This window comes from Bradyrhizobium ontarionense (assembly GCF_021088345.1).
Taxonomy (GTDB): Bacteria; Pseudomonadota; Alphaproteobacteria; order Rhizobiales; family Xanthobacteraceae; genus Bradyrhizobium; species Bradyrhizobium ontarionense.
The window spans coordinates 3,985,190-4,011,468 of the sequence record NZ_CP088156.1 but is presented as its reverse complement, the minus strand read 5'-3'; the positions used below and the strand labels follow the sequence as shown (position 1 = coordinate 4,011,468).

Sequence of the window (26,279 nt, the reverse complement as noted above, 5' to 3'; positions counted from 1 at the left end):
CCAGGCCGCGACTTTCTCAATCGGGGGCGTCGACAAATCGTGGTCCCCCCATGAATTTGCTGAAGGGGGAAAACAGATCGCGCATTTTTGTCCGTTGGATTTTGCCGGTGAAGGTTTTTTCGATCGGCGAGTTCTTCAGGATCACTACAGAAGGCCGTATGGACGCATGCATGGCCTGGATAAATGCAGTGAAGCTGTCCTTGTTCGTAGTCGTGGCTGCAAACAGCCGGGTGTCTATGCACAGCCCGATATCCTCGCCGGTCAAATCATGCGGGTAACCGACGATGGCGACATAGCCGGCTACGTCAGGGAATGACTGGTAAATCTCGTCTTCTATCGCGGATGGGGAAAATTTGTCGGCATTCTTGATGATGACTTCCTTGTTTCTGCCCGCAATGAAATAGTACCGAGTGCCATGGATGAGTTTGTAAAACCCAGAATCGCCGGATCTCAAGCCCCGTGCACTGAGAGTCGCTGCCGTCACTGCGGGCAAGTTTAGGTATTCCAACATCAGGTACTTTCCGCCTATGACGATCTCACCGGTTGCTCCTTCGCCGAGCTCCTCGTCATCGGGGCCGAGTATTTTCATGTCGACACCGGGCAACGCATGGCCGATGCTCCTGCATTGATCCTGGAACTCATCGCGCCAATGCTGCAACGTGCAACAGGTTGCCCAGCACGTACACTCCGTCATGCCATACGCCTGGATGAGCGGAATACCTGAATGTTTTTCAAACAATCCCGCTGCCTTTTCATTGAGTGGCGCGGAGGAAACGAACACCCCCTTGAGTGTCGGCGCCACCTCACGACTCACTCCCGTCATTCGAAGCAGCGGGAGCAGGCTTGGCACTATGCTTGTCCAGTCGATCTTTTCCCTGGTTACCAATTCCCGCCACTGTTGTGGTTTGAAGGATTCAAGCACATGCAAATGCCCGCCGGTGGTAAGACTGCTGAACAGACCAAAGGTCAAGGCATGTACATGATAGAGAGGGAGTGTAGTTAGCTGATTGCTGCGTGAGAAATTGAAATGATTGGCAATCAACTGGCCGTTATCCAGCAGGGAACCTTGTGGCAGCACGACTCCCTTGGGCTTGCTCGTGGTGCCGGACGTATGAATTATCAGCGAGGGTTGGGTGCCGGCGATGTCCGGCATATCCGCGATATTCAACGTCCCTGGCCCGCCCTCCACCCAGCTTTCTGCAGTGCTGATTTCGACGCCCGGCCCCAGCGAATCGATAGCGAACGTTGGCGAAGACGTGCCGGCAATAATGTACTTAACGCCGGAACTGGTGACGATATAGCGGACGTCAGCCGGGTTGGTGTTGGGATTGATGGGGACGGTCACGGCGCCGGCGGCCATCAGCCCCAGCAGAATTGCAGGAAATTCGGCGCTGTTTTCCATGAATAGCGCCACAACCGGTTGCTCTTCGTTGCAAGACCTTGCCTTCGTCATAACGGCAAGAATCCTTTGTACTAGTATGTTGACGGTTGATTTGGCAACCGAACCATCCGCTCGATGGAAGGAGTAAATTACTTCATCGCCTGGCTGCTGCGCAATTTGGGCCACTAATTTGGAAACAGTCCAGTTGAACGCTGTCATTGATCAGAGTGCCTTTCATAAGGTCGGTCTGACATTTGCAATTCAGCCACACCGCTGAACAGACTCTCCAGGATGCGTTTTTTCTGCACATCCGGCGTTCCCGACGGTGGCTGCGTCAGGATGCTGTCGAGCAACAATTGGCTGATTTCGAACTCTTCGGAACACGCCCTCGCGCCATAGATTGCAGTAGCGGTCAACGCGGACTTGCACGCAAGGTCACTACAAACGTATTTCGCCAACGCTATGGCCCGACAAGCATCCATTCTCCGGTCAAGCAAGCTGGCGGCGTTGTAGGCCGCCATTCTTGCGAGTTCGAGGTTATGGTAGATCTCAAAGATTCTTGACTGCACATCCGGCAACGCCGCGATGCTTTTTCCATAGAGCTTTCTCTCAAGAGAAAACCGGAAGGATTGGGTATATATCCGGTTGTGAATGCCCAGCGCCAACGCCATGAGGCTTGGCCTGCCGTGATTGGCGATGATCTGATGAGCGATTTCCAAGCCCTGACCGAGGTTCCCGATCAGGTTTTCCTCAGGCACGACGCAATTATCGAATTTCAAAGAGCCAAGTGGAAACGCTCGTAAGGCCTGCGTGTGATAGCTGTGTGAGTTGTCAACCTTGCTTTCCAGCGCATCGACGATGAAGGCGGAAATGTCCTGCGGATTGGTTGCTGACCTGGCGTAGACGACATGGAGGTCGGCAATAGGCGCATTACCTATGTAGTTTTTTTCACCACGGAGTACAAAGCCGTTGGTCGTTCTTGTATAGTTCGTTTGAATCGCCCTTATGTGAGATCCGGATGCTTCCTCGGTAATGGCGATCGTGCAGATTCGGTCACCATTGCAAAGTAGCGGCAGCCATTTGCGCTTTTGCTCTTCGCTGGCTCTTTCGATCAAGGCTGCTGTACCCAGTTGCGCTATCTGCAGGACGGCACCCAGATCGGAGCATTCTTTTGCCAAGCCTTCGACGTTCAGGATTCTGGACAGACAATCCAGGCCCTTGCCGCCATAGCGTGTCGGTATCAGTAATCCAAACCAACCTGTCGCTTTCAGGCGGCCCAGCAGGTCGACCGGAATCGTATGCGTCTTTCGTGCGTCGGCGATTGCAGCGGAGTTCGTTTCGCAAAAATCAGCTGTTTCTGCCAGAATATTCCTGTGAGCCTGCTGGAACAGGGGTGAATCGTTTACTTTTGGGCCTGTCCAGGCTTCTTTCATTTTGCACTCTGGCTCAGCGCGAAATGAGGGGGCAGTTCTTGTTGCGACAGGATGCGCAGTCCTATGCAGTTGAGGCAGCTCTTTTCGAAGCAGGAAAAGCGCTTTGAGTTACGGAAATTGGTTATGTCGTTCAGGCTGAACGCACCGCCCTTCATGACACGGTGATGCTTCAGAACCGGATTGTCATGAGGATTGAAGGAAAAACGGTACTCGTCCTCACACCATTCGAAAATATTGCCGGTAATGCACTTCAGTCCGTATTTGGACTCTTCGCCGAAGTCGACCGGCGAAGGGCCTTCGTGCTGGCTGATGACGTACTCGTCCTTGTCGAACCGATTGCCAAGCCCCCACTTCAGGTGTTTCCCACCGCATGCCGCATACTGCCATTCGAGTTCGGTTGGCAGTCGCACTGCACAGCCGAGTCTGGAACTCAGCCAACGACAGTAGTTAGTGGCACCATGCCAGGACAGATACCTGACGGGATGGCGCCCGGCTGTCTGACTGTGTCGATAAGCGCCATCGGCAAAAACGATTGTCGAAGCAGGATCACCGCTCCTGAGATCCAGGATCATGTTGCCGTCATCGTCGACGTTCTTCCCGATGTCATTCAGGAAAATTACAAACTCCTCGTTCGTAATCGGATATCTGCCAAAATAGAAATCGCTCACTTCGCATGCAAAGACAGGCAGCTCGTCAGACAGGCCGTCGCCCCATACGTCGCCCATCGTGAAAGCGCCCCCTGGGACAAAGATCATTTCAGGCGTTGCCGCTCTATTTAGCATTGATGTAGCGACCTACCAGATCCGCGATGGTCGATATCGTACGGAAATTCTCCAGATGCATATCGTTGTTGGAGATGTCCTCGATCTGGTAATGGTCCTGCAGGAATGCGAGCAAACGGATGACGAACATGGAATTCAGCAATCCCGAATCGATCAGCTCCGACGCTGGCGACAAGACGACGCCCTTCCCCTCAAGGAGCTCGTCCTTTATAAACCCGATTATCGTGACGGTGATTTCATCGAGAGACATCGTTGCAACAGTGTTGTCAATCAGACTGAATTCAGTGCAATGCGGAATCCCAGGACTTCACATTTCGCTTCAGGATGGACGCCTGACCGATAGCTTCTCCTCAGGTTGGTAAGGGCATCGGCAAAATGACCGCCGCGCACGACACGGATCGTTCCTTTTGCGGGGCCGCATGGATTCTGCTTGCGCCCGTTCGTATAAGAACCATAACGGTCATGGCACCATTCATTGACGTTGCCGAGCATTTCGTAAAGGCCGAACTTGTTGGGTGTCAGCGTGCCAACCGGCAACGGCGAGGCGTATCGGCTGCTTTCGATGCCGGGAGTTCCCTGAGCGTCCTTGTTGGAGGGTGCAAACCTGCAGCCAAAGCCGCCGATGTTTCGTGCCGCTGCCCGCAGCGTTTTATGAGCACCATCGTAAGCAACAAAATTTACTGTTTCTTCCGCGCCCTGATCGGTTGCTGTAGGAACGCAGGCATATTCCCATTCCGCTTCCGTTGGCAGCCGAAATCCGCTTTTCGACAAATCGGCGTCCAATGTCCGGAGATCGTAGATGTAATCGAAGCCCTGCCGGAGTGAACACCAATTGCAGTATGCAACCGCCCCGTAATAATTAACTTCGTGCATGGGATAGTTTTCGGCTCCCGCCGCAATCTCAAATCGATCGCCGGATTTCAGGATGAAAGTGGGGTCTATGTACTCGCACCACTGTTCCTGAAACCCGCCGTCTGGATCGACAATGAAGTCGTAGTATTCCCGAACAGTAACGCAATATCTACCAAGATGGTAATCACTCACGGTCACTGCCGACGCCGGTCTTTCGTGAACGCGTCCTGTGCCATCCGCGTCACCCATGACAAATGAACCGCCTTTAATCTTAACCAGGTTGTAGGTAGACAAGCAGGTTGCGGTTGCGGTGGTCATCGGTTGTCCTTCTTGGATCTTATACGTTCTTCACCCGCATCGCGGAGGCTCCCAAACTGCGAAGGAAGATGGGATATTCCTGGTCCTTGCGACACGTTCCGCATGACGTGAAGGACAGCAGGTCCTTGGGGACGCTGTCGTACATCCGGTTCAGATCGAGGCCTTGAAATACATTGCCAAGGATCATCGGATGTCCCAATTCACAGATCATGACGCTGCCGTCGTGGTGCAGATGTAATTGTTTCTTTCCCTCGATGCAGGATGGGAAGAAGACATTGTCCTGCTTGCCATCGATACGTTTGTGGAAGTCCATTTTGTCGAAGGGCAAACAGCTGAAATACATCTTCATGTCCGGCTTCTTGTGGACGACTAATTCCACCATCACGTCCTGTAAGGCCTCCTTGCTGATAGTTTCATTCCAGCCGGTGTGGGGCACATAAACACCGTACTGTACTTCATGGTGACGGGCGCCTGCTTCGTAGATGCAATCGGCTATCGCCACAGCCTTGTCCACGGTCTCCTTGAACATGATGGTTTCCACCACTGTGGTGATCTGGTGAGACTGCGCAGACAGTTGGATGGTATCGATCACTTTGTGGAAGAATCTCTCCGCTTTGCGGTAGTAACGCGCGTAGTCGCTGGCGTTGTAGGCATCGAGCGAAACGTGCAGGCAGTCAAGACCGACATCTTCCAGCACGCGAATCTTCCCTGCATCCAGCAAGGTGCCATTGGTATTGATCTGTACTTTTATTCCCTTCGACGAGCAGAACTCGATTACTTTTATACATTCGTCCAAGTGGACCGTCACCTCGCCGCCGGAAAGCTTGACACGCTTGAGGTGTTCGAGATCCTTGATTTTGTCGATGATTGTTTCAGCGGGAAGCAGGCTCTTGCCCAGGACAACATTGCAGTAGTCACACGCGAAATTACAGACGGACGTCAGTCCTATCTCAAGGCTTTCCAGTTTGAAGTCTTCGGCGCGGTGGAGTTCGATATCCTTGAAGCTCATCGTGGCGCTCCCTGTTACGTGAAGTGGTCGCGATTATCGATTGCTTACATACTCTCCAGATTGAAATGGCTGTGTTTTCTTTCTGATCTTGTTCAGTGCGCTTTCAACAATCTCTGCAGGCAGAATGTACTCGTTGGAGTGCAGTACTGGAGCCTGAAATCCCAACTGTTTCAATGTACTCAAACGGTAGCTGCTGTCGTCGACGCGCACGGTACCAATGGTTCTTCCCACGCCGGGCATGTGCTGCTGGATCAACCCAGCGATCACGCAACTGGCTATCTGACCATGAACGGTTGTTGGAACGCCGGCCAGATTGTGATCGGAAAAGACGGTTCTTCCAACGGGGCAAGGCAAGCGTAGTTCCCCTCCTTCAGTGAACAGGATGTCCTGCTGAATCTCAAAGCGGGAAATGGCTTGTTTGTTATCGTAGCAATGCGGGCCGGAATCGTCGATGACGATTGTGTTGGCTTCCAGTTGATCGATATCCAGTACGTTCGGCGCGTTGGTTGCGCCGATGATGATGTGAGCTCGATAGAATTCGGGCGGCACTCTGCCCTCTGTCTGAAGAGTCGTTATCTCTCCAGCATATCCAAAACCTGTTTGCAGTTGTTTCTTTATGAACTCCAGATGATCCCGCTTTTGGTAGACATCGCACAGAATCAGCCGGCGGGGATGTGGGAGATTGGCAAGCAGCAATTCGAGTACGGAAGTGCCGATCGAGCCGATTCCCAGAACTCCGACCGTTTCCTGCCTCAAATCCATGGCGCAGCGTTCAATCAGTGATTTCAGATTGATAGCAACGGCAGCGGCGGTGGTCTCATGCCCAGTGGTCAATATCAACGGATTGGGAACGAAATGCTCGACCGCAGTGCCATTCTTGGTGGCGGATGCCAACAATCCGGTAAGAGATACCGTACCCGCTCCTAGTTCCACGGCCAGCGCAAATGCGTTCTCCAACAGCGCATGAAGTCGCTCCCGCTCGAGAAACAGTTCAGACGCAAATATCGGCATGACGACTATCGCCACCCTGCCGAACTCGCAGTCGATTATTTCGTCCACCAGTGGGGCACCCCGGAAAAAGCCATCAATGAGCCGTTCGCGTGGCAGGTCGATGCGATCCGCAATCTCGTCACGTATGTAGTCGAGCGCAACGGCATCGACGGGTTTCAGGCGACCTGATTTGATAAGGGGGGCCAGGGGAACGGATTCGCAACGAACATCACCTGCCAGATCAGCCGACGGCCCCTGAGGACGCTGCGGAGGCAGCGACGACATCTTGTCTATCCTTATCGTCCTGACATAGCCCGCCAGCGCCTCGATGGTTTGAAGACTAAAGAGGGTTTGCAGTGAGATTGGCGCTGCCAGTTCCTTTGTCAACTTATGCGTCAGCATGATGCTCTTGAGAGAATCGCCGCCCACCTCGAAGAAATTGGAACGGGGTGACAGAGTCGTCTGATCGACACCAAGAACTTCGGCAAATACTTTGGCTACTTCTTCTTGATGTGCGTCGAAGCCAACGGAGTTTGATTTGTCGGCGTCTGGTTGCGGTTTGGGAAGCGCCCTGTGGTCGATTTTCCCATTGCTGTTGAGGGGAATCGCCGCGAGCCATATATAGTGCTGCGGAACCATGTAGCTGGGTAGCTCATCTCTCAGGTGCCGCTCCAGTGCAGCGGCGTCCAGAGCGCAATCCGATACATAGTAGGCGCACAGCTGGTTACTCGTTGAAGCCCGGGCGTCGTAGGTAAGCGCAACTTCACGAATGTGCTGGAAGGCGAGCAGCCTGAGCTCGATCTCCTTCAGTTCCACACGAACGCCGCGGATCTTTACCTGCTGGTCCAGCCTGCCCAGATACTCGATATTTCCATCAGGCAGAAAGCGCGCCAAATCACCGGTTTGATAGTAGCGCTCGGGTGTCAGGTCCAGGAATTGAAGTTCCGGGAACACTGTATCCGTGAGCGCGGCGTTCGCTACGTAGCCTGATCCCAGGCAGACGCCTCCCAGGTACAACTCTCCAGGCACGCCGATCGGTACGGGTCGTCTGTTGGTGTCCAGGATCACAGCCTTGACGTTATCGATCGGCTTTCCTATGGGCAGAAGATCCGTGCGGGCAGCCGGCACTTCGTAGAACACGGTTCCGATCGACGCTTCGGACGGACCATAGGTATTGGTGATGCCGACCTGAGGCAGCATTTCCTTCAAGCGATACACATGATGCGGTGAAATGGCTTCGCCGCCGACCAGCAAGTGGCGCAGTGACCGGATTTGCCGGTGCAGCGCGTGGTTTGCACTCAGCAGATCCACCATTAGGTTGAAAACCGCGGGTACGAAGTCGGTAATGGTCACCCGATGGCGCTCTATCAGGCCGACAAGCTCATGCAAATCGAACTTGTCCCGCTGGACGGGAATGACCACCTGTATGCCATTGATCAGGGGCCAGAAAATCTGCCATACGGCGGCGTCAAAGGCATGATTACTGGTAAGCAACACCACGTCCGTCGGCATGCAGCCATAACGCTTGTTCATGTACAGGAAGCGATTGGTGATCCCTTGATGACGGTTGACGACGCCCTTGGGTTGTCCCGTAGTGCCCGATGTGTAGATGACATAGATAGGACCTTCCATCGAAATCTCTGGCGTCGATGGCTTGCCGGCACGTGCAAGTCCTTCTTTTCGTACTACCAATGCAGCGGCATTGCTAAAACGGTGTTTCTCCGCAGTTGCCTCATTCAGCAAGACGAGCGGATTGCCGAGCTCTGCAAGAATCCGATCCAGCCTGGCAGGGGGAAGTTGAACGTCGAGGGGGACAAAGGCGGCGCCGGCCTTCAAGATCGCCAGCAGGGCAATGCAAAGCTCCGGGCCACGCGTCATCAGGACCGGAATGAAATCGCCTTGCCTGGCGCCCTTCGCCATCAATATCGCGGCAAGTGAATTCGCCTTCCCGTCAAGGTCGCCGTACGTAGTCGCCTTTAAGTCGCAAAAGAGGGCGATCCTGTCCGGATCCAGGGCGGCTTGCCGTTCTATCAACTCATGAATTGGACGCGTATGCCCGTAGTCCACGGCCGTGTCGTTGAAATCATGCAGAACACGCGTCTTTTCAGCCACGGTCATGATGTCGATGTCAGCAATCGACCGTTCGGGACTGCTTACTGCCTGTCGGCAAATGGCGCTCAAGTATTCGAGATACCGCGTTGCAGTATCGACACCGAATAGTTCCGAGTTGAACGTAAGTGCCAGATCGATGGATGTGCCATCGAGAGTGACATCCAGCACCAGGTCAAACTTCGTGGTGTTGCCGTAATACGTCTTGCGATCAATGACATCGACCGAGAGAGGGGTGCTGGCAGAGCGGTCATCAAAGTTGAGTAGGACAGAAAACAACGGATTGTGGTCCGTGCTTCGCTCCGGGTTGGTTTGTCGGACCAACGTTTCAAACGGGTAATCCCTGTGTTCCAGCGCATCATTGACGAGCTGCCATATTTCTCCCAGGTAACCGTCGAAGCTGTTGTCCGCGTGTGGATGACAGCGTAGCGCCAGCGTGTTGATAAACAGGCCGGTGGTTTCCTGGAAGCGGGGCTCTCCCCGCGTCGAGACCGGCACACCTATCACGAGATCATGTTGCCTGGTCAGTTTCTGCAAAAGGATGGAAAAGCAACCCAGGAATAATGCAAAAGCTGTCACGCCCTTTTCGATGGCAAGTGCCGACAAGCCGGAGCAAACACCGGCGTCTAGTGTGAGAAACACCGTCTTACCCTCGAATCGGGAACGCGAACTGCGGGGATAATCGGTGTGGATGTTGAGTGCTTCCGGCACGGTACTGAACTGACCGAGCCAGTACTCTTCCTGTCGCGCAATGTTGTCCTGGTTATATGGCGAGAAATACCAGCTGCAGTAGTCGTAATACGAGAAAGCCTCGCGCGCCGGTTGCTTGTCTTCATACAGGGCGAACAGGGCTCTCACCAGCACGGACATGGAGTGTCCGTCGGCAACGATGTGATGCACGTCTATCGCCAACCAGTACCGTTCTTTCGTGACGATAAGTGCTGCCCGCAGCAAGGGTGCTTCCTGCAGATCGAAAGGCCGCACAACCTTTTCCAGTGCCTGCAACGGTTCGAGGTCGTAAAATGTGTCGAGCTTGAATCTGACGCTCTTGCGTATCCACTGTATTGGCTCATCGCGATCCACCCGAAACGCCGTTCGCAGTATTTCGTATTGCTCGATCAACCTGTTGAAGGCAGCTTCAAGTCTTGCCTCGTTAGGCAGTCCCGCCAACTCAAAATACTCGGTGATGTGGTATTGCGGCGATTGCGGATTCAGGTGACAGAAAAAGAAGATGCTTCGTTGCGCCGGCAACAGGGGCGCCGTGGTGAGCGTCGACCTTATGGGCGAGCGATCGGGAGGTACAGGCAGGCTCTTTTCGATGAGGTGGCGCAGTTCCACCAGATTTGCCGCATTAAAGATATCTTGCATGCGCAATTTGACGCCGAAGCTGCGCTGCACCGCCACGTTCAATGAAATGGCTTTCAGAGAGGTGCCACCCAGGCTGCAGAAGGACCGTTGCCAGTCGATGCTGGAAATTCCCAGATTGTCGATCAGGATGGTTTGAAAGGCGTCGTCGTTCTCATTACGTGCGATGGCTGTTCCGGCGGCTTCCAACGGCAGGCTCTGCAAACTATTTCTGTCGATTTTCCCAGTGGCGGTCAAAGGCAAGCGCGGGACTCTGACGAAGGATGCCGGCACCATGTAGTCCGGCAAACGTTGTCGCAGATAATTCTTGATGCCGTCGTCGGAAAGGTTTTCAGTACCGGAATAATAAGCGCCCAGAAACTCATCATTGGCCTTGTCGACCAACTTGAGTACTGCGCATTGGCTGATGCCTGGCATGCTGTGGAGCTGATGTTCGATTTCCTCCAGTTCGATGCGGTATCCCCTCAGTTTGATCTGGTTGTCCCTGCGCCCGAGAAAGGCCAGGTTTCCATCCTGCTGCCACTTTGCCCTGTCGCCGGTTCGATAGAAGGTCTGTCCCGGCGCTTGTGGATGGCTGACAAACTTCGCGCCGTTCAAATCTCCCCTGGTATAACCGCGAGAAAGCCCCGTGCCGCCGATCCAGAGTTCTCCCGGCTCGTCGACGGAACATAATTCGCCGTCATCCCTCACGACGCGGGCCGTGTATCCCGGCAGAGGTTTGCCGATCGGCATGTCGGACTGCGGGTGTTTGGCGTCAACTGGGTAACGAGTGGCAAATACCGTCGTTTCGGTGGGACCGTACAAATTCTCCAGCGAAGGCAGATTGTCGGAAAGGCGATAGTATCGGGCCGCCAGCGAAACAGTGAGCGCCTCGCCGGCGAGGAAGATGCTGCGCAGCTGGGCAAAGTGCGTGCATTTGCCGAATTCCAGATACTCGATGAACCTGCTGAAAAGGGAAGGCACGAAATTGACGATGGTGACCTTGCTCTCGACAATCGCGCGGTAGATTCGTTCGGGATCCTTTTCGGCCTCCGATTCCAGCACCGACAGTTGCCCGCCGCAGAAAAACCAGCTGAACAATTCGACGGTGGAGACATCGAACACGACGGGTGTCTTCAACAGGAAATGTTCAGTCGCCACGAAGTCGAAAGTCGCCCTAAGGCACTCGAGCAGACTGACGATGGCGTGGTTCTCAACCAGTACTCCCTTCGGTTGGCCGGTCGAGCCCGAGCGTTAAGCGAGGTCGGACGGCGAGCCGACAACTTCTGTTGAATCCTCGTCTGCGCAGAGTGCGACGTCGGCGACGTCGAGCGTAATGTTGCCTGCAGCGCCAAGCCCGTGCAAAAGACCGTTTTCGGTTATCAACAAATCCAGCTTGCAGTCTTCGATAATGAACTTGTTGCGGTCTGCCGGCGCATGGGGGTCGAGCGGTACATAGGCCGAACCCGTTCGCAGCACTGCGAGTACGGCGATGACCAACTCGGCAGAGCGGTTCAGACAAATGCCAACGCGGCCTTTGTGCACGGCGTATCCGGTCTGCAGCACGTTGCCCAGTCGCGTGACTTTTGTTGCCAGTTCGGCGTAGGTCAGGGTTTCGCCGGCGCAATTGATGGCCACGGCGTTTGGAGTGGCTCGTGCCTGGTTGTCAAATACTTGATAGAGTGTCCTGGCGGACGGTTGAGTCGCGTTCCACCGGGTCTGTTGCGGCAACTGACGAGGAATCGTTGGGGGCGCCAATGACATTCAATAATTCCTCTTTTCAAAGGTCCTTTATGAGCCTTTGGCCACTCTCAGCAATCTGGTCGATGATGTTCAGCAACAGTGCAACGGCTGCCTCGATGGTTTCTTGCCTGAATAAATCCAGATAATAGAACTGGTTAATTTCGATGCCGTTCGCATAAGCGTAAATGTAAGTCGAGAACGGATAGAGGGCGTCGCGCACGTCCGCGGTGTGGTAAGTGGAGCTGTCCTTGATCAGGTCGTCTTCACCAAACAGCTGTGTCATGTTCAGCCATGCCGCCAGAATGTCCTTGTGGCTGGCGATGCCGACGTCTTCCAGGCAAAGGCTGAACGGATAGCTTTGGTGCTGGAGAATCTCGACTTCTTTCCGGTAAAGCCTGTCCAACAAGGTATCGACTGTTTCCAGCGGATCCAGAATCGTTCTGAAAATCACGGCATTGGCAAAATAGCCAACGATGCGGTTCAAGTCCTGGTGGCCACGCCCAAGCACCGGACCGCCGAAGGCGATGTCCATATGTCCTGTCATTTTCGCCAGCAGGACGTTATAAGCCGCCAGGAAGATGATGAACAAAGGCAGGTCTTTTTCCTGCGCGCGCTGTTTCAGGGCCTGAGTTTTGTGTTCATCGATCACCACTCGCACTTTGGCACTTCTGGCACTGAAGTCCTTGACGGGGAAATCGTACTTGAACGGTACCCTGGCCGGTGTCCCCCGTAGTTGCTCGCGCCAGAAATCCTGAGGAACGCGCCGCGTTGCTTCGTTGCGCAACAGTGCATTGTGCCATGCTGCAAAATCCTGGTATTGCAGACTGGCGCCGAGCGCAGGCGTCCTGCACTCCTCGTATGCCTGGGACAGTTCCGCGATTTCCTCGGACAGGACTTTCAGCGACAGGCCATCGAAGAAGATGTGGTGGATGGAGAAGAACAACTCATACCGCTTGTCGTCGTACTGCAGCAGGCAACCCCACCATTGCGCGTGCGGTTCGAACAACTTGAACGGCTGCGTGTTTTGCTGCCAAAGCAGTTGTTCCCTGAGTTTTCTTTGTTCGTGCTCGTCCTTGTCCGTCAGCCTGATGAAATCGAGAGTGCGATCGCACGTCTCCAGCACCACCATGCGCATCTCGTCGTCGACAAACCTGAAGTAGGCGCGCAGGCTGGCGTGGCGGTTCACCACTGCTGTAAACGCCCGGATAAACAATTCCGCGCTGAAATTCGCGCCTCCCAATTCGTAATTGACGTTGAAGTTGTATTTGGACGAGGTGGGATCCATCTTGATCATGTCCCAGTGAGCCTTCTGCAGCTCGGATACCGCATAGTGCTCCTGCACGGGCTGGGAAGGGATTGACTCCTGGACCAGCTGCTGTCCCCGCGAGAGTGTCTGCTCGGTGCACTGGGCTATGCCGGCTATCGTGGATTTCTCCATGATGTCCATTAGCGATATCTGGATACCGAAATCGTCCTGTATGGCAGCCTGCATGGAAATTGCCTTCAGTGAATGGCCGCCAAGCCTGAAGAAATTGGCTGACGTGCCGATATCAGCGGCACTCAGTCCCAGTAGTTTTGCCCATATTTGCGCCAGTCGCTTTTCGGTTGGCGTCCGCGGTGCCACGTAGGTGTCTTTTACGTAGGCTGCGGCATCCGGTGGCGGCAATGCCTTGCGGTCCACCTTCCCGCTCGGCATCATCGGTAGAGTTTCCAGCACGACAAAAGCAGCGGGAACCATGTAGTCGGGCAGGAAGCGGCGCAAATGCTGTCGCAATTCCGCGTGATATTCCGCGGCACTGCTGATGCGCGTGAGCAACACGTACGCCACGAGTTGTTGTTCACCCCCACGCTCATGGACTCGCACCGCGCAGGCCTGCACCCACGGATGCCGCGCCAGATGGCTTTCTATTTCGCCGAGCTCCACGCGGAAACCGCGTAACTTGATCTGATCGTCCATGCGGCCGACGTACTCGAGCACGCCGTCGGCGCGCCAGCGCGCATAATCGCCCGTCCTGTACAGCCGCGACCCCGCCTGATCGCTGAAAGGGTTGCGAATGAACTTCGCCGCCGTCAGCTCCGCATTGCGCCAGTACCCGCGCGCCAGCCCGACACCGCCGATATGCAACTCGCCCTTGACCCCGCGGGGCACGGGTTGTCCGTTCTCATCGAGCACGTACAGCGCCGTATTCTGGATGGGGCGGCCGATCGGAATCGTATCCGGCGTCGTGCCTTCATCAGGACAGTGCCAGTAACTCACTTCGATGGCAGCTTCGGTGGGACCATAGAGATTGTGCAAAGGCGCCTTGTTCAAGGCGTAGTGCCGGGCCGGCAGTTCGCTGGGTAGAGCTTCGCCGCTGCAGAACACGTGACGCAACGACGTGCAGTGGCGCCAGCCGTCCTGTTGCAGCATGAGACTGAACATGGACGGGACGAAGTGCACGATCGTCACGGCCTGCTGCTGAATCAGCTCTATCAGATAGTGGGCATCCAGATGGCCCTGCGGTCTGGCGATCACCAGCCGGGCGCCGCTCATCAGCGGCCAGATGAATTCCCATACCGACACGTCGAACGTGAACGGTGTTTTCTGCAGCACCGCATCGCTGCCGGCGAGCGGGTATTGCCGTTGCATCCAGTCGATGCGATTGACCAGGGCGCGATGCTCGGTCATGACGCCCTTGGGCAGGCCGGTGGAGCCCGAGGTGTAGATGACGTAGGCCAGATGCGTCGGCTCGAGTCCGGTGAGCGTTCGGGCAAGCGGCGTGGTGGGCTGGTCGGCCAAAGTGGCGGTTGTCGTGGTGCTGGTCCCGGTGTCGAGGTACAGCACCTGTCGTCCATCGAGCGGCAGGACAGGCGCGAGTTGCGACTGGCTGAGCACCCACGTCACGGCTGCATCCTCGAGCATGTAGCGAATGCGTTGTTCGGGAGTGGCGGGATCGATCGGGACGTAGGCGGCGCCGGCCTTGAGAATGCCGAGCAGACCAATGACCATGTCGAGCGAACGTTCGCAGAATAGCCCGACGAGCATATCGGGTTTGATGCCCTGGCGGTGCAGGTAGTGGGCGACCTGGTTGGCCCGTTGATCGAGCGCTGCATAGCTCAGGCGCTGCTGTTCAAATACCAGCGCAATCGCGGTTGGTGTTCTGGAGGCCTGTGCTTCGATCAATTCATGGATGCAACTGTCGCCAGGATACGGACGCGTCGTGGCATTCCAGCCAGCCAACAGCTGGGTACGTTCTGATGCGCCGAGAATGTCGAGCGCCGCCAGTTGCAGGTCGGGCCGGGCAATGACTTGCCGCAAGCTGTTTTCATAATGCCCGATAAACGCGCTTATCGTTTCCGCTGCGAAGATGTCGGAATTGTATTCCACGACTCCCTGCAGTCCCGTGGAGGTTTCCTGCAGATTGAGTGTCAGATCGAATTTGGCGTGTGTGGTTTCGAATTCCACCGGCGCGATGGACAAATCGCCGAAATCGAGTTCGGGCAGCGCGCCCTGCAAGACAAACAGCACCTGAAACAACGGCGATTGATTAAGACGACGCTGCGGCTGCAGGGCCTCCACCACATGTTCAAACGGAACGTCCTGATGTTCATAAGCAGCTATTGCTGTAGCTTTTATCCGCAACATCAATTCCCGGATAGACGGGTTGCCGGTGAGATCGATACGCAGCACGAGCGTATTCACGAACAAGCCGATCAGGTTTTCGATTTCCTGGCGATTACGATTCGCGACCGGCGTACCAATGGCAATATCCGTTTTCTGGCTGTAACGGTGCATGATGACTGCGAAAGCCGTGAGCAGCGTCATGTAGACCGTAACGCCTTCACGTCGGGAGAAGTCCTGCAGCTGTGCCGTCAATGTGTGAGAAAGAGCGAACCTTGCCGTTGCCCCATTGTGCGCGTTGACCTTCGCCCGCGGTCGATCCAATGGCAGGCCCATTTCTTCCGGCGGATCACTGAGCTGACGTTTCCAATAAGCCAGTTGCGCGTCCAACCGGCCCTCTTTGTGCCACTGGCGTTGCCACCAGGCAAAATCCGCATACTGCAGTGGAAGGTGGGGGAAGGCGGGAGTTCTTTCGTGGCGCAAAGCACTGTAGCCGGATTCCAGCTCATGGAAGAAGATGTCGAATGACCAGCCATCTGAAATGCTGTGATGCAGGTTGAGCAACAACACATGTTCGTCGGGTGACTTTGCCAGCAGATGAATGCGTATCAAGCATTCCGCCGCCAGATCAAAGTTGTGGTTTGCCTCGTGCTCGCAAAGGGATACTATTTCATGGTTTGAGCGAACATTCTTCGTGATTACGGCAAATGTACCGGCGTCATCGACGATCTGGAAAAGTTCGCCGTTTTTCTCCGTGAAACGTGTGCGCAGCGACTCGTGGCGGGCAACGATGGTAGCCAGAGTTTGAATCAGGGCTGACCTGTGCAGCGCGCCCTTGATGCGATAGGCAACTACGAGGTTGTAGTGACTGCTACTGCCTTCCAGGCGGGACAAGATCCAGAAACGCTGCTGGGCGAAGGAAGCCAGTAGTCGTGCGTGGCGGGCAACAGGTTCCAGTTTAAGCGTATCGATGCCTGACTGTCGCGCCGCCAGCAGCGCCGCCAGCGACGAGACAGCGGGATTTTCAAATATGGTGCGCAGCGTCAACGTCACACCGAACTGCTGCTGGATTGCATTCACCAGGCGCATGGCCAGTAGTGAATGCCCGCCCAGTGCGAAGAAAGAGGCATTGACACTGATTTGATCCTGCTCGAGACGCAAAAGCCTTGCCCATATTTGCGCCAGTCGCTTTTCGGTTGGCGTCCGCGGCGCCACGTAGGTGTCTTTTACGTAGGCCGCGGCATCCGGTGGCGGCAACGCCTTGCGGTCCACCTTCCCGCTCGGCGTCATCGGTAGACGTTCCAGCACGACAAAAGCAGCGGGAACCATATAGTCGGGCAGGAAGCGGCGCAAATGCTGCCGCAATTCCGCGTGATATTCCGCGGCACTGCTGATGCGCGTGAGCAGCACGTACGCCACGAGTTGTTGTTCACCCCCACGCTCATGGACTCGCACCGCGCAGGCCTGCACCCACGGATGCCGCGCCAGATGGCTTTCTATTTCGCCGAGCTCCACGCGGAAACCGCGTAACTTGATCTGATCGTCCATGCGGCCGACGTACTCGAGCACGCCGTCGGCGCGCCAGCGCGCATAATCGCCCGTCCTGTACAGCCGCGACCCCGCCTGATCGCTGAAAGGGTTGCGAATGAACTTCGCCGCCGTCAGCTCCGCATTGCGCCAGTACCCGCGCGCCAGCCCGACACCGCCGATGTGCAACTCGCCCTTGACCCCGCGGGGCACGGGTTGTCCGTTCTCATCGAGCACGTACAGCGCCGTATTCTGGATGGGGCGGCCGATCGGAATCGTATCCGGCGTCGTGCCTTCATCAGGACAGTGCCAGCAGCTCACATCGATGGCAGCTTCGGTGGGACCATAGAGATTGTGCAAAGGCGCCTTGTTCAAGGCGTAGTGCCGGGCCGGCAGTTCGCTGGGTAGAGCTTCGCCGCTGCAGAACACGTGACGCAACGACGTGCAGTGGCGCCAGCCGTCCTGTTGCAGCATGAGACTGAACATGGACGGGACGAAGTGCACGATCGTCACGGCCTGCTGCTGAATCAGCTCTATCAGATAGTGGGCATCCAGATGGCCCTGCGGTCTGGCGATCACCAGCCGGGCGCCGCTCATCAGCGGCCAGATGAATTCCCATACCGACACGTCGAACGTGAACGGTGTTTTCTGCAGCACCGCATCGCTGCCGGCGAGCGGGTATTGCCGTTGCATCCAGTCGATGCGATTGACCAGGGCGCGATGCTCGGTCATGACGCCCTTGGGCAGGCCGGTGGAGCCCGAGGTGTAGATGACGTAGGCCAGATGCGTCGGCTCGAGTCCGGTGAGCGTTCGGGCAAGCGGCGTGGTGGGCTGGTCGGCCAAAGTGGCGGTTGTCGTGGTGCTGGTCCCGGTGTCGAGGTACAGCACCTGTCGTCCATCGAGCGGCAGGACAGGCGCGAGTTGCGACTGGCTGAGCACCCACGTCACGGCTGCATCCTCGAGCATGTAGCGAATGCGTTGTTCGGGAGTGGCGGGATCGATCGGGACGTAGGCGGCGCCGGCCTTGAGAATGCCGAGCAGACCAATGACCATGTCGAGCGAACGTTCGCAGAACAGCCCGACGAGCATATCGGGTTTGATGCCCTGGCGGTGCAGGTAGTGGGCGACCTGGTTGGCCCGTTGATCGAGCGCTGCATAGCTCAGGCGCTGCTGTTCAAATACCAGCGCAATCGCGGTTGGCGTTCTGGAGGCCTGTGCTTCGATCAATTCATGGATGCAACTGTCGCCAGGATACGGACGCGTCGTGGCATTCCATTGCACGAGCAAGCGATGACGCTCGGTATCCGATAAGCAGGGGTACTCATCAATTTTCTTTGTCGGATCGTTTATCAGTGCCCGCAGGAGGGCCGTGTAGTGATCCAGCATCACCGCAATGTCTTCGGCGGCAAAGCGGTGGGGATCGTACTTGAGGCTTATTGCAAGGCTGTCCTGTCCTTCAAAAACCTCAAGCTCTAGCTTGAAGCCGGCTTCCTCACGGACATCCTGCGACAATTCGATGTAATTCTTCAGACTGTCGGAGTATTTTCCCACTGCGTCCTGCAGCATCGAACGGTTATGGAAAGCGTACCAAACCTGGAATATCGGAAAGTCATTCTGCTTGCCTGAGAGTTTGAGATCGTTAACCAGCAACGGAAACGGGTAGGCTCCATGGTCGATGCCGTCGACAACGGTGAGGCCCAGTTCCATCAAATGGGAATCGAAGGTTTGGGTCTCATCGACAAAACTTTGGATCGGGATCATGTCAATGAAGTAACCGATCACGTCATGGAACGACAGCTTGGGACGCCCCAGCGCCGGCATGCCGATGATGATGTGTCGCTGCTGGCTGTATTGCTTGAGCAGCAATTGGTAGACCGCAAGAAAAAAGACTGCCGGAGTGGTGTTTTGGCGCGCGCAAAAACCGCTTACCTGCGCAGACTCCGACGCTGACAGGATTTTCTTGCTGCTGACGCTTGCCTGCGGCGCTGCGGCGGTACGGCGGCGCTCTATATCGAGTTCCAGTGCCGGCAAGGGGCCTGGAAACTGCCGCATCCAGTAGTCTCTGGCAATGCGGCTCCTGGCACTCTTCAAATAGTTCTGCTCCCACTCCACGAAATCACGATAGTTGGCCACGGCCGTGGGGGCATCCGGCTGCTGTCCACGCAGCAAGGCATCGTAGGCAGAAAACAGCCGGTCTAGCAATACGGGCACCGAGGCGCCGTCGAAGACGATGTGGTTTATCGCGATGAGAACGGCGTAGAAATCGGGTCGTACCGAATAGATGTGAAAGCGTACTAGCGCATCCTCTGACAATCCGAAGGCAATCCTGGCCTGCTGTCGCAAGGCAGCGTCTACTTCTTCAGGCGACGCACCAGGCATTTCCTGGCATGCAAAGTAGAGCGGACTGTCCGGATAGCGCAGCAGGAACGGTTCGCCATGCTCTTCTACCAGAACACTTGAAAGCAGCGGGGAGTGTTTAAGGACGAACTCGCATGCCTGCCTGAAGAGTGAGATGTCGACAACGGTCTTGATTGTGAAACAGATTGGAAGAGTCTGGGAAACGCCGGCCTTCAGGTCCAGCTTGTGAAATAGCCACAGACCTTTTTGTCCCTCCGACAACGGTTCCAGTTCCAACTGTTTCATCTAGTCAATCTCGGTGACGTTAAGTTGTGAACTTGCGTTGTAAAGCCTCACGCAACGGCATGTCGCGTGGTCAACAAGGACGCAAGAGTGGTCAACAAGGACGCAAGAGATGATAGGAAACATTAGCGGGTCCCGGTTGACGGAACGCCCTTGGACTAAACAGCTTCGCGGAGAGAGAACTACGGCGGGTCTTGTGCTTCCGGTGCTCCTCGCTGACTCGCGCGCCGGACCGACACCGGCGCAGCCCGCTATGTTCGTCTCTCAGTCCTATCGTTGGCGTGCCGGACAGCGAATCCCCCGTCCGCGTTCAGAGGAGCGTTCGATCACGCCACTTCGCCAACAACGCCTCCTCGGGGACCTATGCGGGAGGTCAGACCGCTCCGCCGCGTGCCAAATACTCCCGAAGTCGGGAGCTTTCTCTTAAGTCCCAACCGGCCAGACCAGGTTCAGGTAAAAAGTGTGTCCCAGCTGGAATTCATGTTGACTTCCATCTGCCATCCTAAGGTTGCAATAAAGCACGAATATCACTTCAGCGCAACCTGTGGAGAGCTTTGTCCTCCGTGATTCGGGAAGCGCGTCGCAGGATCACCCAGAGGTCGGCGCCCGTCACCGGATCGCTTTCGATCTTGATGACCCGGTTCGGATCGCCGGTCGCGCGCAGCAGCCGCTGCTTGCTTTCGGACATCGGCGAGGGGGATCCCCGGTCTTTTCTGCAGGTGGACTATCGTCGGAAGAGATTGCGGATGCTCAGGCCTGCGTTCTTGGCTCTATAGATCAGGAAATGCCAGCGTCCAACCAGAGCGTTCTTATCCGGCGGCCGCCTGTAGGGCGGCGCCAGCGTTCGGTCCTGCGACGCCCGATCGACAGCGTGATCGATGCGGTATTGCCAGTCCTTCGCGACGGCGAACAGACGGGCGTAGTAATATTCGACGACGGCGAGGTTGATGCTCGGCCAATCCTTCAGATGCTGATCGTATTTGATCGACTCCGGATATCTGAACGTCTGGCCGGCCGGGTCGACCTCTTCGATATGTCCAATCACCTCTTCGAAGAGCGCGGCATCTTCGGCGGCATGGTCGATGGCCTTCAACAGCTTCTTGGCCTTCTTCCAGTTCCGGAGCAGCGAGTGGCCGGCCTGGTACTGCCGGCCGGTCCCCTGCACCCTACTCAGGTCGGCGATTATGTACTTGACGTAGAGTTCGACGGCGTGCCGGAAATTGAAGCAGATCGGATACACCAGGACGTCGATGGTCGCGCCCGGGGCTTTCGCCGATCTGGTGCGGCTGAAGGCTGGGCCGACGTGCTGCATGAGGCCATTGTCCGCGTTCTTGACGGATCGCGTGTCTGGCCGTTTGGGGGGGGCGATCCGGGCTTTTTTGTCCGGCGTCATGCGCAGCATCTACGACGACTATTGGCGGCGAGTCTGGAGCGAACAACGGTTGCTGGTCAGCCGCGATGATCCGGGCCAGTATGGCGTTCCGAACGATCCCGTTGATGAACTGGCCGATCCCGAACGCGTGGCTGTCGCGGTCGCAGGGTTCGCTGAGGTGTTCCGGCTGTTTGCAGGAGATCCGGTCGTGTTGCAGATCATCGACGGGTTGGCAAAAAATCAATCGGCGTGGATAATCGCCATCTCACCAGACCGGTCATGGTGGACCCGCCACCGTGCAAGCTGCGGAAGATGGGCGACTGATGCGTACGTTTTGCGTTATGACGGCGGCGGCAAGGCGAAGTGTGTCGCCAGCATTTGGTCCGCCGTTTGCAGGGCGCCTTCGACCCAACCTTGCTGATGCGAGTAGGCCTCGCCGCAAATGAAGACAGGCAGGGACGGTTTCGGTTGCAGGATGTCGCGCCCGACCTGCTCGCTGTCGACGTGCAGATGCCAGAAATTGGCGCCACCGCCGAAAGGATCTTCGCTCCAATCGCGGTAGGCGGCTGCATAGGGGAACGGAATGTCCTTACGATGGTCAACCCCGTGGATCTCAAGGAGCTGACGATGCACCTCGTTTACCATCAATTCCGGCGCCTTGTGACTATTCCACTCCGCATCGCCTCCCTCAGTCACCCTCTGTGAATAGGCAGGGCTTTCACGACGCTCTCGTAGTCCGGCCCAATACTCGAGATCGCGCCCGTCGTCATAGATCAACACCACCGCATTGCCGGTGTCCGGGTCGGTAGCCCAGTAATAACATTGCCGCAGCGGAAGATCGGTGATCGAAACGCCCTTGCGGATCGGACGCCATTGCGTACCCTGGTCGGTCACGACGGCCACGGGATCGATGGTCTCCCACCAGGGGAAGCGGTAGCCGAGCGCCAGCTTGAACAGGGGAATCGGCGTCACGGAGCGGATCAAGTTCCGGACACGATCGTTTTCAGGCGCGCGCCCGAGAACCGCGCCGCTCTCGGCAATGAGCTCGAGCGATCTGCGCGGCATGGCCAGGATCAGCTTTCGCGCCTTGATCGTGCATCTCTTGTCGCCATCGACCGCGAATTGCATCTCGATCAGATCCCGATCGCCCTCCCAGCCGACATCAAAGCTTTCCAGCCGATGCTTGAACAGGATTTGGCCGCCCGCATCCTCGAAGCCCTTGGCCAGCTTGGTCGGCAGGGAGGCGAAGCCGGGGGTGATGCCGAAATATTTCACATCGCGGCCGAAATCGTCGAGATTCCATGGAAACCCGTCGGCGGCATTCCACGTATAGAGAATGCTGTTGTATCCGCTGACATCATCGGCGAAGCGCAGCGCTTCGTCGCTCACATTGCGCTGAAGCAGATAATGCAGCGGTAGATCGCGCAGCCTGACGCCGTCATAAAGATATCTCTCGGCCAGATCCTTCCAATCGACCTTTGCGAGATCGACACATCGCTTTTGCATCGACCGCAGCACACGCTCGGCGGAAACCGCAACGAAACCGACATCCAGCGACCGCGGCGTCTGCTCGTCCGACAACAGATTGTAGGGAATGAGAGCCGGCGTCTTCAGATCCTGGTGCCGTAGCCTGTGACCGCGGACATAGCAGATGTTTTGCGGCTCTCGCACGGGAAACGGATGCGTCGGGATGCCGAACTGCTCCAGCAGGACTTTGACACGCGTGTGACTCGAGGTGAAACGCATCCCTCCGAGTTCCACGCGCGTGCCCGGAATGCCCGGCGGGGTGACCGAGAGTAGGCGGCCGCCGACTCTGCCGCTCGTCTCGAACACCTTGGCCTTGAGAGGCGTCCCGCCGCCTTTGCACGATGCCAGGCGCCAAGCACTATAGACGCCGGAAACTCCTGCACCAATCACGGCGACATCGAGAATTTCGGAATCGGAATCTTTGGATGACATCCGTGACTTCCTCGTTACGTCCGTCCTAGTGACGCAGTCACGCGCCGCGCCGCATGCCGGCACTGTGGATCGGCTTCACCTGTGGGTCGTCAGCCAGGTATCGACAGCGGGCAATAGTCGCCCGATGACCTGCAGCCGGAAGGTCAGATCGGCGACGTACCGTTCGGCCGACTTGCGCGAATTCGGTCGCACTTTCTCGGTGATGTAACGTTGCAGCTCCTCGAGCACCTGCGGGCTTCGCGACGCCGCTGTCAAGCTCGGCACGAAGCTGAGCTGCTGCAGTTCGTCCAGTCGCTCGTTGATCTTCGGCAGGTTCGTCAGGGCGAAATGCCAGGCGAGATCGGCGTGGGTGACAGCAACACGCTGTATCATCTTGGGTCCGGTCGTCTTGGCTGGGTCGTCGCCGAGGGCGATATCAAGCGAGCGTTGCGCCAGCGCGGCATCCTCCGTCGAGGCGAGCGCGAGGAACAGCTGGTCCTTTCCAAACGAATCCGTGGTGCTTTTCGCCAGGTCGTACAAGCGGCCGTACAGATTGGTGTCGGCGCTGATCGCTGCCGCCACGAGGGCAGGCCGCCTGATCGCGGCCGGAAGCGTCGACGGATCGACAGGCGGGCCGGCATAGGCGGCGAACCGCCTCTGTGCTTCCAGCTTGACATCGAGATCATCCAGTTGCGCCAGGCCGGTGATGAGAAACTCGCGCAGCACTGTCTCGTTGTCTGTTTCCGTCGTTTTGCGTCCCCATCCAATGCCGGCGAAGACGGCTTGCAGACAGCTCCGTGCGAACGCGCGGAACGCGTTGCGCCGCGCGCCGGGATCATAGAGCGAGTCGATAGCGAGCAGCGTCTCGATCGCCTGCCGCCACACCACGCGATCAGTGGAAGGCGTGAGCTTCAGTGTCAGGTCGAGATAGTTGCTGATGGTAACGGCGCCAGCCTCGCCGATGGCCCAGGCATCATTCAGCAGCCCGAGCTGATCGGCGGGCGCCAGCCGGTCGAGCGCATTCACCAGCTCGCTATATCCGCTGTCGTACTTGACCCGGTAGTAGACCGTCTGGCCGGAATTGAGCTTGATCGGAACCGCGCCAGGGACCAGTAGCTTCGTCTGGTCTCCGTGCACGAGCGTCAGAACCGGATCCCTCGCGCCAATGGCGGACGCATAGACCGGGACGGTCCACGTAGCCGGTTCATCGGCGCTGTCGTCCACGGCAAACCGTCGCTCTCGAACGCAAATCTCGACGCCCCCGGTGCCGGTCGTCTCGCTTTCAACCAGGATCAGCGGAATGCCCGGCTTGGTGGTGAAATCCGCGGCGATCTGCTTGATCTTCTTGCCGGAAGCCTTCTCGAGCTCATCCCACAGGTTGTCGGTGACCGTGTTCTTGTAGCCGTATCGCTTCATGTAAGCCTGCACGCCGCTGCGGAACGCCTCTGGGCCGACGAAGTTCTCGATCATGCGGATGACTGCGCGGCCCTTGCGGTAGGTGATGTCGTCGAACGCTGCCTGCTCGACGCTCACGACCGGCTGCACCACCGGGTGCGTGGTGTGTTTGGCATCCTGACGCATCGCCCGCTGTAGATCGAATTCCGATTGCAGCCAATTCATCCAATCGGGGTGGAATTGATCCGTGGCCTTGCTCTCCATCCAGGACGCGAAGCCTTCGTTGAGCCAGAGATTGTCCCACCACTCCATCGTCACCAGGTTGCCGAACCATTGATGTGCCATCTCGTGCGCGATGACCACAAACACGCGCTGGCGATTCGATTCCGTCGACCATTCCGGGTTCAGCAACAGCTGGTCTTCGAAATAGAGGATTGCGCCCCAGTTCTCCATCGCCGAGAAGCCGCCTGCGCCGGGCGCCGCGATCATGTCGAGCTTGGGCAGCGGGTAAGGTACGCCGAAATAGTCGTTGTAGAACTCCAGCAGCCTAGCCGCGCTATCGAGCGCGAAGCGGCCATCCTCGGCGCTCCCCGCCTTGGCGACGAGGGAGATGACGGTTGCGCCGCTGACGGTGCTGATCCGCTCCAGATCGCCAATGCACAGGAACAGGAGATAGGTCGACATTCTCGGTGTTTTCCGAAACCGGACGTACTGACGATCGTCGTCCAGCGTCGACACGGTTTCGATCGGCATGTTGGAAACGGTCAGCTTGTTGCTTGGCGCTGCCACGGCAACGGTGAAGGTCGCCTTTCGCGCCGGCTCGTCCCAACAGGGCACGAAGCGCCGCGCGTCTCCTGCCTCAAACTGCGTCACCAGGAGACGCTTGCGGCCAGTCGGAGTGTCGTATTCGGAGACGAACAGTCCCTGGGCGCCGAGCGCGATCTTGCCGGTATAGTCGATCGACAAGACGTGCGTGCCGACAGGGATAGTCTGCCCGAATACCAAGGTGGCCGTCTGGTCGACGTCGTTGGTCACGATCGCCGCGCTGTCCTCCCCGTCCAGCAGGGCGCGGTGAAGGGTCAGTTCGGTGGCGTTAAGCATCACCTCGGAGGTCGCCTCAACAACCTCGATCTTGATCTGCACCGCGCCTTCAAATCGTAGCCGCAGGTCGGACTGGACGAAGAATCCAGGGTCGGGTCGAATGTAGATATCGTAGTGCGTAGGGTGAATATTGGATGGGAGTTGGTTCCGCTCCATGTCAGCGCTCCTTCGCGAAGTTCTCAATAAAAGTTGCGTGTGCTCATCTATACGTCTGACGGACCGGCGAGCCGAAGGGAGTACGCGGGTATGCTGTGGTCTTATAGATTTGGTCCCGTTCCAATTTCAGCCAAATCTGAGATGCACCCATGCTCCCGTGAAGCGTTGTCGGGAACAGCTTCTTTTCACGTTCCGACAGAGCTATCTTTCGTAATTCACGTGTCTGCTACCGTCAGCTCCTAATTCATGCCCCGCCATCAGCTTGCGACGGTATCGAAGATGTATCCGCGGATGGCGAGCTTCGTTCCCGGCGGGCGGGACGATGCCGTGCCTCGCCGCTTGAGCAAGATCGGGCTCAGGCGAAAGCGCAAAGAGGCTTCGCGCGATGTCTATTCGTCGACGTCGATCCCGTTTACCTGTATGCGGGTGCAGGAGCGGATTCTGAAAGCGTCCGCCTGCACCTTATCTTGAGGAATATTCGACCGTTGTAGAAGGCTATGCCATCGCGCCCCTCACCGGAACTCTCAATTTATGCGCGACGCATGAGAAGAATCGCACAGCCGACGCAGACTGGGAGATATCCGCTAC

General features: G+C 56.9%; 14 protein-coding genes and 1 pseudogene. 1 reads left to right on the top strand and 14 read right to left on the bottom strand.

All coding sequences use genetic code 11. The features are described 5' to 3' along the window. Positions 1-16: 16 nt before the first annotated feature. The 12 genes and pseudogenes from LQG66_RS17820 to LQG66_RS17770 form a co-directional block, all read right to left on the bottom strand. Positions 17-1,600 carry a class I adenylate-forming enzyme family protein gene (locus tag LQG66_RS17820; RefSeq protein ID WP_231327486.1) on the bottom strand — a complete coding sequence of 528 codons (1,584 nt, stop codon included), beginning with the start codon at positions 1,598-1,600 and terminating at the stop codon, positions 17-19. Next, positions 1,597-2,814 carry an acyl-CoA dehydrogenase family protein gene (locus tag LQG66_RS17815; protein WP_231327485.1) on the bottom strand — a complete coding sequence of 406 codons (1,218 nt, stop codon included), beginning with the start codon at positions 2,812-2,814 and terminating at the stop codon, positions 1,597-1,599. Before LQG66_RS17815 ends, LQG66_RS17820 begins: the two co-directional genes overlap by 4 nt. Beyond that, positions 2,811-3,569: a formylglycine-generating enzyme family protein gene (locus LQG66_RS17810; RefSeq protein WP_256460628.1), complete on the bottom strand. Its 759-nt coding sequence runs from the start codon at positions 3,567-3,569 to the stop codon at positions 2,811-2,813. Before LQG66_RS17810 ends, LQG66_RS17815 begins: the two co-directional genes overlap by 4 nt. A 16-nt stretch (positions 3,570-3,585) precedes the next feature. Beyond that, positions 3,586-3,846, bottom strand: coding sequence for a hypothetical protein (locus tag LQG66_RS17805; RefSeq protein WP_231327483.1), 261 nt, complete (start codon positions 3,844-3,846; stop codon positions 3,586-3,588). A gap of 20 nt (positions 3,847-3,866) precedes the next feature. Continuing rightward, entirely contained in the window at positions 3,867-4,766 is a 900-nt protein-coding gene (locus tag LQG66_RS17800) for a formylglycine-generating enzyme family protein (protein WP_231327482.1), read from the bottom strand. A gap of 19 nt (positions 4,767-4,785) precedes the next feature. Continuing rightward, positions 4,786-5,775 (bottom strand): radical SAM protein, encoded by a 990-nt coding sequence (locus tag LQG66_RS17795; protein ID WP_231327481.1) that lies wholly within the window; start codon positions 5,773-5,775, stop codon positions 4,786-4,788. A gap of 33 nt (positions 5,776-5,808) precedes the next feature. Further along, positions 5,809-10,428 (bottom strand): amino acid adenylation domain-containing protein, encoded by a 4,620-nt coding sequence (locus LQG66_RS37255; protein ID WP_345778964.1) that lies wholly within the window; start codon positions 10,426-10,428, stop codon positions 5,809-5,811. A gap of 42 nt (positions 10,429-10,470) precedes the next feature. After that, positions 10,471-11,457, bottom strand: a pseudogene (locus tag LQG66_RS37345) (amino acid adenylation domain-containing protein); the annotation flags it as partial. A 15-nt stretch (positions 11,458-11,472) separates the two neighbouring features. Further along, entirely contained in the window at positions 11,473-11,982 is a 510-nt protein-coding gene (locus tag LQG66_RS17785; protein WP_231327480.1) for an AMP-binding protein, read from the bottom strand. Positions 11,983-11,998: 16 nt separating this feature from the next. Then, positions 11,999-19,732 (bottom strand): non-ribosomal peptide synthetase, encoded by a 7,734-nt coding sequence (locus tag LQG66_RS17780; RefSeq protein WP_231327479.1) that lies wholly within the window; start codon positions 19,730-19,732, stop codon positions 11,999-12,001. Positions 19,733-20,261: 529 nt separating this feature from the next. Further along, positions 20,262-20,417 carry a hypothetical protein gene (locus LQG66_RS17775; protein WP_231327478.1) on the bottom strand — a complete coding sequence of 52 codons (156 nt, stop codon included), beginning with the start codon at positions 20,415-20,417 and terminating at the stop codon, positions 20,262-20,264. A gap of 36 nt (positions 20,418-20,453) precedes the next feature. Beyond that, positions 20,454-21,041: a HEPN domain-containing protein gene (locus LQG66_RS17770; protein WP_231327477.1), complete on the bottom strand. Its 588-nt coding sequence runs from the start codon at positions 21,039-21,041 to the stop codon at positions 20,454-20,456. Here LQG66_RS17770 and LQG66_RS17765 point away from each other — a divergent pair. Further along, positions 21,040-21,522 (top strand): hypothetical protein, encoded by a 483-nt coding sequence (locus LQG66_RS17765; RefSeq protein WP_231327476.1) that lies wholly within the window; start codon positions 21,040-21,042, stop codon positions 21,520-21,522. The genes LQG66_RS17770 and LQG66_RS17765 overlap by 2 nt on opposite strands. On the opposite strand, the gene LQG66_RS17760 is transcribed toward LQG66_RS17765, so the two are convergent. Both LQG66_RS17760 and LQG66_RS17755 read right to left on the bottom strand, forming a co-directional pair. After that, the gene (locus LQG66_RS17760; protein WP_231327475.1) at positions 21,441-23,123 is read right to left on the bottom strand and encodes a flavin monoamine oxidase family protein; all 1,683 of its coding nucleotides are present in this window, start codon (positions 23,121-23,123) and stop codon (positions 21,441-21,443) included. The two genes, LQG66_RS17765 and LQG66_RS17760, sit on opposite strands and share 82 nt — an antisense overlap. A 12-nt stretch (positions 23,124-23,135) precedes the next feature. Then, entirely contained in the window at positions 23,136-25,691 is a 2,556-nt protein-coding gene (locus LQG66_RS17755) for a M1 family metallopeptidase (RefSeq protein WP_231327474.1), read from the bottom strand. Positions 25,692-26,279 lie beyond the last annotated feature (588 nt).